Source organism: Microvirga sp. 2MCAF35, assembly GCF_052115545.1.
In the GTDB taxonomy this organism is placed as follows: domain Bacteria; phylum Pseudomonadota; class Alphaproteobacteria; order Rhizobiales; family Beijerinckiaceae; genus Microvirga.
The window spans coordinates 25,010-37,662 of record NZ_JBFRGW010000015.1; the positions used below are offsets into that span (position 1 = coordinate 25,010).

Below are 12,653 nucleotides of genomic sequence, written 5' to 3' on the forward strand. Positions count from 1 at the left end.
ATGATGGATACGCAAGCCTTGGCCGCTGCGGCCATCTTCATCCTGACCTATGGCGGCGTGGCGCTTGGGCGCATCCCCGGACTTCGGCTCGACCGGGCCGGCATTGCCCTGCTCGGGGCTGCCTGCATGCTCGCAGCCGGAGTGCTCAAACCCGAGGAGGCCTATCGCGCGATCGATCTCGACACGATCACGTTGCTCCTCGGCATGATGATCATCGTGGCGCACCTGAAGCTGTCGGGGTTCTTTCGCCTGGTGAACGGCTGGGCTATCACCCACGCCCACTCGCCTCTGGTGCTTCTCTTCGTGATCGTTCTGACCACGGGCGTCTTCTCGGCCTTCCTCGTCAACGATGCGGTGTGTCTCGTGATGGCGCCGCTGGTCCTGGATGTGACGAGACGTCTTGGACGCAATCCCGTTCCCTATCTCTTGGCCGTGGCGATGAGCTCTAACGTGGGCAGCGTCGCGACGATCACCGGCAATCCGCAGAACATGATTGTCGGGGTGATCTCCCAGATCCCGTATGCGGTCTTCGCGGCCAATCTCACGCCCGTGGCGGTCATTGGCCTCCTCCTCGTCTTCGGGCTGATCAGGATCCTGTGCTCGAGCGAATTCCGGAGCCCGAAGGCAATTACCGCGGAGCCGAAGCCGTCTCGGATCCACAAACCGCAGATGGCCAAGGCCATCCTTGTCACCATCGGGGTGGTGGTCGCCTTCTTCGCCGAGATCCCGGTCGCAAAGGCGGCCGTTTCCGGAGCGGCGCTGTTGCTCGTGACGCGCCAAGTGAAGCCGGGCAAGGTCTACCGCGAAATCGACGGTCCCTTGCTGCTCATGTTCGCCGGCTTGTTCATCGTGGTCGCGGGAGCCGAGAAGGCCCTGCTGACCCCTGATGTGATCGAAGCCGTGCGCCGTCTGCAACTGGCCGATACCTGGGTTCTCACCGGCGTCACGGCCGGTCTGTCGAACCTGGTCAGCAATGTCCCGGCCGTGCTCGTGCTCAAGCCGTTTATCCAGGGACTTGCCGAGGAGCAACGGCTCTGGCTGGTGATCGCCATGGCTTCGACGCTGGCCGGCAACCTCACGCTGGTAGGTTCGGTCGCCAACCTGATCGTGGCCGAGAAGGCACGTGTGGTGGGTGTCGAGATCGGGTTCGGCACCTACCTGCGCATTGGATTGCCGGTGACGCTGATGACCCTCGCGGTAGGCGCGTGGTGGCTTTCGGGCATCTCAGGGCTTTAGAGTATCGGACGTGAACTCGAACTCACGTCGATACTCTAATCGTTTGGTTTTCGCATCTTTCCACGCAAAACCGGTTCCCACTTTTGCGTTCGATGCTCTAGAGGATCGCACGCAAAGCTGAGGAGCATGTCTACCTCGACCACGTCGCGGGAAGAGGGGGAGCCCGCATTGCGAACTCCCCGGTTGACTCAGGACTTCACGAGTCCGACCGATTTCAGGATATCGCCGACCCGGTTCTGCTCGTCCTTGATGAAGGCCTTGAACGGCTCGCCGGCGAGGTAATAGTCCTCCCAGCCGCGCGCCTTGAGGATCTCGGCCCATTCCTTCGACTTCACGACCTTCTCGATCGTGTCGGTGAGCGTCTTGCGCTGTTCGGCGGTGATGTCGGGACCGGCCATGACGGCGCGCCAGTTCACGATCTCGACGTCCATGCCCTGCTCCTTGAGGGTCGGGACATCGACACCGCTCATGCGCTGGCCGAACGAGATAGCGAGCGCGCGGAGCTTGCCGGCCTTGATCTGGCTCTCGAACTCGCCGTAGCCGGACACGCCCGCCGTGACCTTGCCGCCGAGCATGGCCGCGAGAGCCTCGCCGCCGCCCGAGAAGGCGATGTAGTTCACCTTCGCCGGATCGGAGCCTGAGGCCTTCGTGAACAGGGCCGCCAGCATGTGATCGGCGCCGCCCGCGGAGCCGCCGGCCCACGTGACCTTGGCAGGGTCAGCCTTTACCGCATCGGCCAAGTCCTTGACCGATTTGATCGGGGAGGTGGCCGGCACGACGATCACGAGCGGGTCGCCCGTCAGGCGCGCGATCGGCGTCACCTGGTCGAGGCTCACCGGCGACTTGTTGGTCAGGATGGCGCCGAGCATGGTGATGCCGTTGACCATGAGCTGGCTGGAATCGCCCTTGGCCGTGTTGACGAACTGGGCGAGGCCGATGGTGCCGCCCGCGCCGGTAACGTTGACCACCTGCGCGCTCTTGGCGGCTCCGGTCTGCGTCAGCACCTGCTGAAGCGAGCGCGCGGCGGCGTCCCATCCGCCGCCGGGTCCGGCGGGCGCGATGATCTTGAGTTCCTGCTGCGCTAAGGCGGATGACGCGACGAGCGTCATGGCCGCGAAGGCGGCGCCGCGGATCAGTCTGGTCAAGTGGCTCACGATTTCCTCCCTTGGGTTGCGTGAGATGATGAGCGCCGACCGAGATGTCGGTCAGCGTCCGCTGCAGCATCGGACCCAAAAGTGGATTCCACTTTTGGGATCCATCCGATGCTTATTCCTTAGTCTGGCGCATCGTTGACGCGGAAAACCGGATCCACTTTTCCGCACGATGCGCTAGCCGGCGATGTTGTTCGCCGTGAGCTTTCACCGGTTTCGGTGAATTCCTGGTCCCGCGTCTCGCGGCTTGTGGCCTCCGCGTTGGTGACGCGATGCAGAATGAGGGGAATGATGCCGCGGCCGCGAAGGATCTCGACCTCGAGGTTCGTCTCGATGGCGGCGGTGGCGATGAAGGTTTCGGTCTCGCCCGACACCCTGCGGATCGTGACGGGCACAGGGCAGCGCGGGCTGATCCGGGCGGGATCGGCATCGATGACGATGCTGTCGCCCGGCCGGAGATGAAGGCGGGTGGGATGCCGATCGGCCGGAAGGCGCAAGGGCAGGACCCCCATGCCGATCAGATTCGAGCGATGGATGCGCTCGAAGCTCGACGCCAGCACGGCGCGGGCGCCGAGCAGGGCAACGCCCTTGGCGGCCCAGTCACGGGACGAACCCATTCCGTAACGCTCGCCCGCCACGACGATCACGGAGGCTCCCTCGTCGGCATAGCGTTCGGCTGCGCGGAACAGGGGCAGCTGCTCTCCCGAGCCCACATGGATCGTGAAGCCCGGCGCGATCTGCGGATCGAGAAGGTTGCGCACGGACTTGTTGGTGAAGAGGCCTCGGACCATCGCCTCCCAATTGCCGCGCCTGGAGGCAAAGACGTTCAGGTCGCGAGCGCTCTCCCCACGGGCGATCAGATACTCGGCGGCCTCGCCCGTTCGCGGGATCTGCCCCGCCGGGGAGATGTGGTCGGTGGTGATGTCGTCACCCAGCACGAGCAGCGGATGAGCCGCATAGGTACCTAAAAGCGTGCCTTTGCCGAAACCTGCGAAAGGCGGGCGGCGGATATAGGTCGAGCCGGGATCCCAAGGAAACAGGGGCGTGGCCGGGGCATCGAGGATCCGCCACGTCTCGCTCGCCTCGGCCTCGTCGTAGGAAGGGCCGTAATCGCGGGTGTCGATGGCCGTTGCCAAGGCCGCGTCGATCTCGTCGCCGGTCGGCCAGAGATCGGCAAGCCGGATTGTCTCGCCCGACGATGTTCGGGCGATGGGATCGGCGAGGATGTCGCGATTGACGTCGCCCGCCAGCGCGAAGGCGACGACGAGCGGCGGCGAGGCCAGGAAGCCCGCTTCGAGCTGCGGATGCACCCGCCCCGGAAAGTTGCGGTTGCCCGACAGCACGGCCACGGGAACGATGCCACGCTCGGCCATGGCCTGCTCGATGATCGGAGGCAGCGGGCCTGAATTGCCGATGCAGGTGGTGCAGCCATAGCCGACGATGCCGAATCCCACCGCCTCCAAATCCTCCAGCAGACCCGCGCGACGCAGATAGCGCTCGGCCGTCGGCGATCCGGGAGCGAGCGAGGTTTTTACCCAGGCGGGCGGCGTGAGGCCGAAGCGACGCGCCTTGCGGGCGAGAAGGCCCGCGGCGACCAGGAGCCTGGGATCGGTGGTGTTGGTGCAACTCGTGATCGCCGCGATGGCCACGGCGCCGTTGCCCGGCTGATGGGCAGATGTCGGCGCGGGTCGGGCCTCCAGCATCGGCGCAAGCGCCTCGACGGTTCTTCCAGCCGGGATGCGATCCTGCGGACGGCGAGGGCCGGCAAGGCTGACCTCGACCTCGTCGAGGTCGATTTCGACCGTGCTCGTAAAGCGGGGCGCGGCCTTCGGATCGAACCAGAGACCCTGGCGCTTCGCGTATTCATCGACGAGGCGAACATGCTCGATGGAGCGGCCCGTCTCGCGAAGATAACGCAGCGTCTGGTCGTCGATGGGGAAGAAGCCGGAATTGGCGCCGAACTCCGGTGTCATGTTGGCAATGACGGACCTGTCACCGGCAGAGAGGGTCGAGACACCTTCGCCGTAGAACTCGACGAAGCGATCCGCGAGATCGATCCGGCGCAGGCGCTCCGTCACCGTGAGCGCGAGATCGGTGGCGAGAACGCCCTGGCGCAGGCGCCCTGTCAGTCGCACGCCTACAATGTCCGGCACGCGGATCATTGCCGGCATGCCGAAGAAGACGCTCTCGGCCTCCAGTCCGCCCACGCCCCAGCCGAGCACGCCGATGCCGTTGATCATGGGGGTGTGGCTGTCGGTGCCGATCAGGGTATCGGGCATGGCCCATGACTCGCCGTCCCGTTCGGCAATCGTCACCACGGTCGCCAGGCGCTCGAGGTTGAGCGTGTGCATGATGCCGGTGCCGGGTGGATGGACGCGGAACCCGGTCAGAGTCCGCGTGGCCCATTTCATGAAGCGGTAGCGCTCGGCATTGCGCCCGTACTCGCGCTCCATGTTGCGGCGGAGGGCATCAGGCGAGCCGAACACGTCGACGCCGAGGGAATGGTCGGTCGAGACGTCGACGGGCAGCACGGGATTGAGCCGGCGCGGATCGTAGCCCGCCTCGGCGAGCGACGCGCGCATGCCGGCGATGTCCACAAGGGCCGGGCCACAGGTGGTGTCATGCATCATGACGCGACCGGGCAGGAACGGGATCTCCTCCTCGCTGCGCCCAGTCTCCAGCCAGTTCAGGATGGCCGCCTTGGCGTGCGGAGCGTCCTCACTCGCATTGCGCAGGACATTTTCCAGCATGATCCGAAGGATGTGCGGTAGCCGGTTGAGGTCACCGCTGGCCGCCGCAGGAAGGTCAACAATGCGATGGCGGCGTCCGGTGATCGTCATGTCGGCGGTTTGGGGCATGGCTGCACGGTTTTGATTGGAAACAGCGGGAGCGGAGCATTCGGCCCGCTCAGCGCACTCACTGGCATGGGTCAGGCGTGGGCCCCGCCGGCGCCTAGGACACGGATGCACGCTCAAGACAGATATATTAAATAATGTGATTATAAAATACAATGCATACTATAGTTATAAAATGCAATGTCACCGAGATGCATATCTACCCATCGTCTGCCAAGCCCCGTGGGAGGACCTGCCATTCGGGACTCAGGTCAGTTGCGGGCTCTTGATTGCGCTGGCGCCGAGAATATGAGCGCGAAGGAACTCGGCTGCCCTCTGTCGATCCCCCGCCTCGATAAGATCGAGAATGTGAAGGTGCTCACGCGATTGCAGAGGGAGGCGGCTGCGGTCGACGGTGATCCGGTACTCGATCAGCCGGCGCAGGCGGTTCACCCGGCGGACGGCGTCCACGAAGAACTCGTTCTGCGAGCACCCGACCAGCATCTCATGGAATTGCGAGTTGGCCTGGAACAGGTGGGTGCGTGACATGCGCTCGAAGCCGCCATCCAGGATGGCCTGCTGCTCTTCCCGGGCAGCGCGGAACGCCTTCGGATCGATCCGGAACGTCGGGAGCAGCAAGGCCTGAGACTCGATAGCTGCACGGAATTGGTAGGCCTGCTCATATCCCTCCCGAGACGTTAGTCCGGCACGGAATTCCCAGCCATTACCAGGAAGTCGCTCGACCCAACCCTCCTCGGCGATCCGGTGCAGGATCTTGAGCAGGCGACTCCGTGGGATGCCGTAGAGCCTCATCAGTTCGTTCTCGCTGATGCGGTCGGCCAGCTTGCCGGACAGGCGATCCTCGGCGATCTGGAAATAGAGGTCGTCCTCGGGCTCCTTTTCAGCGAGGCTCGGCGTGCCCTCTCTGGCAAGCTCGCTGGCATCTTTGGCAAGGAAATAGCCGCGATACGGCTCCGACCGGACGATCTTCAACTCCTCCAAGCGCTTCAGGGCCGCAGCGATAGGGGCGCGGGACACCCGAAGCGCGTCGGCCAGCGTCTGGGTCGGCAGGTGATGGCCGCGGGCCAGATTGTTCTCGCGGATGTGCTCGATGATGCGGGCGGTCATCTGGGGCGAGAGACTGGGCCGGGCCATCTTTGAACCTCGATCGGATATGCTGCTGCGCGTCGGAATGTAGCCATGGGCCAATCCTTGTACAGCCCTTACCTTTCGGTGATTGTGTGTCGGGACCCCGATATCATCCTGCCAAAAGAACGATGCCGCCTCCGGCCAAGGCAACGCTCCAGAGAGTATCGAGGTTGACCCAGCCTCGTCTGAGGAACGCAAGTCCTTTGTCATAGACGAAAAGACTGACCGTGCCGATCATCACCAGCATCGCTCCCGTGTGAACAGCGAGTGCCGCAAAAGAGATCGGCAGAGAGGTCGAAGCGGCAAGTTCGCCGCCCATGCCTGGCGAAACGCACAATGACAGGAGTGCAGGGATCAGCATGAAGCCGGCCCCATGAGCACTGGCCATCATGAAAGACCACACGGCCAGACCCGCCAAGCCGGTCTGCATCCCGATGCGGTGCGGGATGCGATGGCGGGAAAGAGCATGTGTGGCCGCCAAGGCTATCAGGAGGATTCCGGCACCGCGGCCGAGGAACGTCGCGTCCACGACCGTTCCGAAGACGATCACGACCAGCAGAACGGCGCTCACCGCGACAGCATGGCCGAAGGCGATGGGGGCAAGGGCCAGAACCACAAGTCCCCGACTCCGCCGATGAAGGCCTAGCGCGACGGCAAACAGCCAGCCCATGGCAGGGTTCAGGCCGTGGAATGCACCGAGCCCCGCGAGAGCCAGCCATGGCCAGAGGGTGGACGAGACCGTAGACATTCCATGTCGCTCGCCAACAACGTGGCGCCCGTTACGGGTAGCAATAGGAGTCGGAGGAGCAATCGCCGCCTTCGAGTCGGATCTGGTGCGGCCGGTGTCCGTTGGGCCACTCGATGAAGAAGTCCTCATCGAACGCGATGCCGCCGTCCGGATCCGCATTCAGCTTCACCATCCAGCCCTCGAAGCCGCGATGGTAGAACTGCTGGTCGATGGAGCCGTAGAGCGAGTTGGTGAAGTACACCCGCCGTCCGTCCCGGCTGATCTCGACCATCTGCGGCCCGCCCGTCAGATGCCCGTTCCTCGCCTTGGGATGAGAGGCGCGGGACATGATCCCACCGATCCGCACCTTGCCGGTGAGCTTGGGGTTCAACGGGTCGGACACATCGTATTGCTGGAGATCGCCCGTGCCCCAGCAGGACACGTAGAGAAACCTGTCATCCATGGATAGGTCGATATCGGTCACGAGCGGCGGCACCGCGCCGAAGCCCTTCAGCATGTCCGGGAGGTCATCCGGGCTTGCGGGTTCGGCCGGGATCGTGATGATCTTTTTGACCGCCCACTGATTGCCTTCACGATACCAGGTCCAGATCGAGGAGGAGAGATCCTTCAGGCTGATCACGCAATTGACGAACCCGTAGGCCTTCGTCGGATCGTGCGCCGGCCGAAGCTCGAACACGAGTTGATGCTCCTCGCCGAAATCGATCTCCTGCAGGTGCTTGCGCTTCAGCAGATCCCAGAAATGCAGGCGCCGGCCATAGCGCGAGCCGAGTAGGATCTCGGGCACCAGGCCGTTCTCGAAGGTGTCAGGTGTGCCCCATTCGCTGGTGACCAGCGTGTCGTAGCCCAGATGCCACCAGCCGTCATAGGCCAGTTGTTGCGGACCCCGCTCGACCTCCCAGCGACCGAGCGGTTCGAAAGTCTCGTGGTCCATGATGAAGATGCCGCCGGGCGCCGCGCCCTCCGCACTGCCGAGGGCCGTAACGTAAATCCCGTCCGGTCCACAATGGATCGTGTGCGGCCGGGTGTAGCCGGTCCGTTCGGCGATCACCTCAGGCTCGATCACCTTGACGATAGTGGGATTGCGCGGGTCAGGCTTGGTGTCGAGGATGTGAATGCGCGACGAGCGCAGGCCCGGCACCACAAGGTAGCGCCGCTCCACATGCGGGTGAGGCATGTTGGGACAAAGACAAGAGGAACACGCATTCCACCCGAAATGGTGCAGTTCGTCACCCGTGTTGGGCATGGCCACAGAGCCGATGATCTGGGCATAGGATGGCGAGGCCGGGTTGAGATCAACGACGGCGATGCCGTCGGGCTGCTGCCGGTCCGGATCGAACATGGCCACATAGGCCAGCGTCTCGGGTGGGGCCTTCTCGGCCAGGCGCGGGGATGGATAAAAACTCGGATCGGGCTGCCAACGCGTCACGACACCCTCCCTGATCGCCCCCTCAGGTCGACGGCAAATGTCTTTGTTCTTATGCAGGCCTCGGCATCATATCCGATCCTCCCGCTTGTGTCGCCTCCTGCCTCATCAGCTGATACGCCGATTGAAACGTCTCCTAACCCGTTCCAGATGTTCACCGATCGACCGGCCTGCAAAGAACGAATTTCTCCATGTGCCTCAGGATGGCGTAAGATGGTCTGGCTCGGCGGTCCTTAATCCGCCAAGAGATGGAACTGCCGTGAAAGTGAGGGTTCCATGTTGTTTGTCGTCATTGGCAAGCCAAAGGCCGCAAGCAGGGGCAAGGAACGGATCACCCGCCGGATGAGCTGGGGATACCCCATGGCCATGCGGATGATCGCCGAGTATTGGCCTATGCCCACCGAGATCGCCGTCTTCGCTATAGAGGAATTCGATAACGTTGCTTCACTCATGGCAGCTATCGTGGACTGGGATGATGTTGTCGACCTCACCGTCATGCCGGCGATGACGGCCAAGCAGGGCCTCGAACTGGCCAGGCAGATGCCGGCCAGCTCCTCTATCTGAGGCTCTCGCGAGGGGCCCGCTGCGAACATCCTTCGGCATTCGAACGGCACGGTCTATGACTCAGTCTACGGGCCCGGATCGTGCCTCTTTGCCGCCGGGATCCGTGACCGACAGCGCCCATCCAAGGTGCAATTCGGACGTCGCTCCCATGCGCTCCAGGGTCGACACGGGCGCACTTTCGCAATTCCAGTCATTGGCTTCATCTTGTGAAGAACAAGGGACACTCGTTGAGATTTGCCCCGGGCGTGCGCCGGCGCGGATCGGAGGCCGATCTCATAAAGCACGACGAGTACAAGCGCTGCAGATATCGGGTCGAACACCTTGGGGATGAGCCGAGCATCGTCTCGCAGTGTCGGGGGTGGCGTGTGGGTGTCAGCATCAGGTCGTGCCTCCTGGTCCCGGTCCTTGCCGGTCTCTCTGGCCCATTTGGTCAAGTCGGTGTCCCGTCCTGTCAAGCTGAGCGCTCACTTTTGCTGGAGGCTGTTGACTCGGATGGAGACGTTCCCGTCGCGATCCCCAGCCACCTGGAGAGAAACAATGCAATTTCCATCGATACTGGCGCTTGGCGCCGTCAGTCTTGTCCTGGCCGGGTGCCAAACCTCGCAACAGGCGGTTCAGAACAAGGAAGATCTGCTCGCGGCGGCCGGATTCACGCTGCAGCCAGCCAATTCGCCGGCACGAATTGCCGCCATGAAGAAGCTTCCGCCGAACAAGTTCGTTCGCCAGACTTCGGGTGGGACGGTAGTCTATGTCTATGCCGATCCTGCCGGGTGCCAGTGCGTCTATTTCGGCAACCAGGCAGCATGGTCGAGTTATCGTGCCGCCGTCTTTGCCAAGCAACTGGCCGACGAGCAGCAGATGACCGCAATGATGAACCAGAACGCCTTCGATTTTGGGCCGTGGGGTCCAGGTTTCTGGTAAGCCGTTTTTTGCGCTCGAATGCGAGGCCATTCTATCGCGAGTGGGGACCGCACGAGCGGCCATCGACAATCTTCGAGCACGATTTTGCTCGCCCGGTTCCTTAGCAAGATGGCTTACCGGGTTCCATCGTAATGATGCATTCGAGGGAGAATGTGATGGTCGTGAGACCTGTCCTGCTTCTGGTCTTCGCCTGCGGAGGCGGGCTCATGGCGTCATTCGTACGACCGACCACCGCCGCAGCCGCCTTTACCTGCCCGGAGACCGTGACGACCGATGCGCCGAGGAATACGCCCTCCCTGAGTGGTCTGTATTCAGACGCAACGAACCCGACAGCCGGCCCCCGCGTCGGGGAGTTAGTCGCCGACCTGCGCAGGGATGGTCTCAAACCGGCGCTCGTCGTTGACCATCTTGTTGGCGCCTATTGCCCGCTTGTCGCAAACGACGCCAGCCTCTCTGACTCGCAGAAGGCCGACCGGGTTCGGCGGTTCGCCCGGCAGGTGACGGGGCTCGCCTACGGGCAGACGGGCCAACAGGAGTTGGATGTTCTCGTTGACGTGCCCTTGATGCCAACGGTGCTTCACCAGGTAGAGCAGGCGGCGGCCGGGGCTGGGATGCCGCGGGACGCATGGATCAAGCGAGCGATCAAGCGACAGTTGGCGGTACCGTGATCCGGCAGTCTCGATTCCAACCTCGCGCCGACGCCTTCGTCATGGAGACTGGAGCCACCAACCAGGATGCGGAACATCGAGTGTATCCCAAACGTGACGTCCACTTTTGGCCCCTATTAGGTTCAGGAAGATACGCGCCCTCACAGAACCTGCATGAGTAAGCGGACCTGAGCCCAACTTCTTGAAAAACAGGTGAAGCGGGCATTCACACGGACTTGCGTGAAGACTCCGTTTGCCGCCTGTGGACCTTTGCCGCGAGCGTCGCGGGACACCTCATGGACGTTTGCGATGGGCGCCCCGGCCAGTGCTTCGCTTGTCACTCGGGCTGGAAAGCGTATTCTGTTCGCATGCGTTCAAGTCCCGCGTTGGCCCTGGGCTCCCCGATGAGCCGCTTTTGATCGACACCTTTGTCGACGTCGCTCCTGTACCGCGTGGTTTCCTCTACCCCGAAGGAGAATGACGATGTCCTATCTTATCACTTCAGCCGGAATGTTGCTTGTCGCATCGGCAGTCGTATTCGCCGTCGGTCTGGCCCCCATGCCTTTGGCGGCGCAGTCCGCTCCATCGAGCACGGCGAATGTTGACACCGCCATCCGCCCCTTCCGCGTCAACATCCCCGACGAGGCGCTCAGCGACCTTCGTCGCCGCATTGCCGCAACCAAGTGGCCGAAGCAGGAGACGGTTCAGGATCCGACGCAAGGCGTGCAGCTTGCGACCATGCAGGCCCTCGCGCGCTATTGGGGAACTGATTACGACTGGCGCAACGTCGAGGCGAGGCTGAACGCCCTGCCGCAGTTCATGACGAACATCGACGGTCTGGACATTCACTTCATCCACGTTCGCTCGCCTCAGCCGAATGCGTTGCCGGTCATCATCACGCACGGGTGGCCCGGCTCGATCATCGAGCAGTTGAAGGTCGTCGAGCCGCTGACCGATCCGACGACCCATGGCGGCAGTGCATCGGACGCCTTCGATGTGGTCATTCCATCGTTGCCGGGCCACGGGTTTTCGGGGCAACCAACGGCCCCCGGTTGGGACCCGCAGCACATCGCCCGCACCTGGGTCGAACTCATGAAGCGCCTCGGCTACACGCGGTTCGTGGCGCAAGGAGGCGATTGGGGTGATGCCGTCTCGGAGCAGATGGCCGTGCAGGCGCCTCCCGAACTGCTCGCCATTCACACCAACATGGCTGCCACCGTGCCCGACGAGATTGCCAAGGCGCTTCAATTCGGCGATCCGGCGCCGGCGGGGCTCTCAGCCGACGAGAAACATGCCTACGATCAGCTCGATTATTTCTACAAGCATGGTCTGGCCTATGCCCAGGAGATGAGCAATCGCCCGCAGACACTCTACGGGATCGAGGACTCACCCATTGGTCTTGCCGCCTGGATGCTCGATCACGACATCCGCAGTTACGAGCTCATTGCTCGGGTCTTCGATGGCAAATCAGAGGGTCTGACGCGCGACGACATCCTCGACAACGTCACGCTCTACTGGCTGACGAACACGGCAGTCTCTTCGGCTCGTCTGTATTGGGAGAACAAGCTCGCCTTCTTCGCCCCGAAGCACATTGCTATTCCGGTTGCTGTGAGCGTCTTCCCGGATGAGATCTACGCCGCGCCGCGCAGTTGGGCCGAGAAGGCTTTTCCCAAGCTGATCCACTACAATCGTCTCGACAAAGGCGGGCACTTCGCGGCCTGGGAGCAGCCGGACCTCTTCGTGCAGGAATTGAGGACTGCGTTCAAGCCGCTGCACTGATGGAACGGAGGTCGATCAATGTCCGAAGAGATCGATCAGGATCGCCGCCGCTTCCGGAGCGCTGCTGCCATCACGGTCGCCTCCGCCGAACTCGCCATGATGGGTTCGGCAGAGGCACAATCCAGCCCAGGAGCGGCATCCGATTTGCGCGCAATCGGCCCGAGTACGAACACGTCGTTCGGTGGGCGCTGGGTGTGACGT

11 protein-coding genes are annotated in these 12,653 nt (G+C 63.0%); 6 read left to right on the forward strand and 5 right to left on the reverse strand.

Annotated features, from left to right (window positions below; translation table 11 throughout):
- Positions 1–3 precede the first annotated feature (3 nt).
- The gene (locus tag AB4097_RS09865) at positions 4–1,236 is read left to right on the forward strand and encodes an anion transporter (RefSeq protein WP_442038938.1); all 1,233 of its coding nucleotides are present in this window, start codon (positions 4–6) and stop codon (positions 1,234–1,236) included.
- 188 nt (positions 1,237–1,424) lie between these two features.
- Here AB4097_RS09865 and AB4097_RS09870 read toward each other — a convergent pair whose 3' ends face one another.
- The 5 genes from AB4097_RS09870 to AB4097_RS09890 form a co-directional block, all read right to left on the reverse strand.
- Positions 1,425–2,345, reverse strand: coding sequence for a Bug family tripartite tricarboxylate transporter substrate binding protein (locus AB4097_RS09870; protein ID WP_442039068.1), 921 nt, complete (start codon positions 2,343–2,345; stop codon positions 1,425–1,427).
- A gap of 164 nt (positions 2,346–2,509) precedes the next feature.
- Positions 2,510–5,245, reverse strand: coding sequence for an aconitate hydratase AcnA (gene acnA / locus AB4097_RS09875; RefSeq protein ID WP_442038940.1), 2,736 nt, complete (start codon positions 5,243–5,245; stop codon positions 2,510–2,512).
- A 243-nt stretch (positions 5,246–5,488) separates the two neighbouring features.
- The gene (locus AB4097_RS09880) at positions 5,489–6,376 is read right to left on the reverse strand and encodes a GntR family transcriptional regulator (RefSeq protein WP_442038942.1); all 888 of its coding nucleotides are present in this window, start codon (positions 6,374–6,376) and stop codon (positions 5,489–5,491) included.
- 103 nt (positions 6,377–6,479) lie between these two features.
- Positions 6,480–7,118, reverse strand: coding sequence for a hypothetical protein (locus AB4097_RS09885; protein WP_442038944.1), 639 nt, complete (start codon positions 7,116–7,118; stop codon positions 6,480–6,482).
- A gap of 31 nt (positions 7,119–7,149) precedes the next feature.
- Complete coding sequence (locus AB4097_RS09890; protein ID WP_442038946.1) at positions 7,150–8,544, reverse strand: selenium-binding family protein; 1,395 nt, start codon at positions 8,542–8,544, stop codon at positions 7,150–7,152.
- A 273-nt stretch (positions 8,545–8,817) separates the two neighbouring features.
- On the opposite strand from AB4097_RS09890, the gene AB4097_RS09895 reads away from it, so the two are divergent.
- The 5 genes from AB4097_RS09895 to AB4097_RS09915 all read left to right on the forward strand — a co-directional run bounded on the left by AB4097_RS09895 (position 8,818) and on the right by AB4097_RS09915 (position 12,650).
- Positions 8,818–9,105 carry a DUF3303 domain-containing protein gene (locus tag AB4097_RS09895; protein WP_442038948.1) on the forward strand — a complete coding sequence of 96 codons (288 nt, stop codon included), beginning with the start codon at positions 8,818–8,820 and terminating at the stop codon, positions 9,103–9,105.
- Between the two features lie 537 nt (positions 9,106–9,642).
- On the forward strand, positions 9,643–10,026 hold the full coding sequence (locus AB4097_RS09900; protein WP_442038955.1) for a hypothetical protein: 384 nt from the start codon (positions 9,643–9,645) through the stop codon (positions 10,024–10,026).
- Between the two features lie 206 nt (positions 10,027–10,232).
- A complete protein-coding gene (locus tag AB4097_RS09905) occupies positions 10,233–10,694 on the forward strand; it encodes a glutelin (RefSeq protein WP_442038962.1) in 462 nt (153 codons plus the stop codon).
- A 462-nt stretch (positions 10,695–11,156) separates the two neighbouring features.
- Complete coding sequence (locus AB4097_RS09910) at positions 11,157–12,452, forward strand: epoxide hydrolase family protein (RefSeq protein WP_442038964.1); 1,296 nt, start codon at positions 11,157–11,159, stop codon at positions 12,450–12,452.
- Between the two features lie 18 nt (positions 12,453–12,470).
- A complete protein-coding gene (locus AB4097_RS09915; protein WP_442038966.1) occupies positions 12,471–12,650 on the forward strand; it encodes a hypothetical protein in 180 nt (59 codons plus the stop codon).
- The last annotated feature ends 3 nt before the right edge of the window (positions 12,651–12,653 follow it).

Bases quoted from the DNA above. Each gene is read 5' to 3' on its own strand.
- AB4097_RS09870 (WP_442039068.1), bottom strand. From the start codon at position 2,345: ATGACGCTCGTCGCGTCATCCGCCTTAGCGCAGCAGGAACTCAAGATC.
- AB4097_RS09905 (WP_442038962.1), top strand. From the start codon at position 10,233: ATGGCGTCATTCGTACGACCGACCACCGCCGCAGCCGCCTTTACCTGC.
- AB4097_RS09915 (WP_442038966.1), top strand. From the start codon at position 12,471: ATGTCCGAAGAGATCGATCAGGATCGCCGCCGCTTCCGGAGCGCTGCT.
- AB4097_RS09895 (WP_442038948.1), top strand. From the start codon at position 8,818: ATGTTGTTTGTCGTCATTGGCAAGCCAAAGGCCGCAAGCAGGGGCAAG.
- AB4097_RS09910 (WP_442038964.1), top strand. From the start codon at position 11,157: ATGTCCTATCTTATCACTTCAGCCGGAATGTTGCTTGTCGCATCGGCA.
- acnA (WP_442038940.1), bottom strand. From the start codon at position 5,245: ATGCCCCAAACCGCCGACATGACGATCACCGGACGCCGCCATCGCATT.
- AB4097_RS09865 (WP_442038938.1), top strand. From the start codon at position 4: ATGGATACGCAAGCCTTGGCCGCTGCGGCCATCTTCATCCTGACCTAT.
- AB4097_RS09900 (WP_442038955.1), top strand. From the start codon at position 9,643: ATGCAATTTCCATCGATACTGGCGCTTGGCGCCGTCAGTCTTGTCCTG.
- AB4097_RS09885 (WP_442038944.1), bottom strand. From the start codon at position 7,118: ATGTCTACGGTCTCGTCCACCCTCTGGCCATGGCTGGCTCTCGCGGGG.
- AB4097_RS09880 (WP_442038942.1), bottom strand. From the start codon at position 6,376: ATGGCCCGGCCCAGTCTCTCGCCCCAGATGACCGCCCGCATCATCGAG.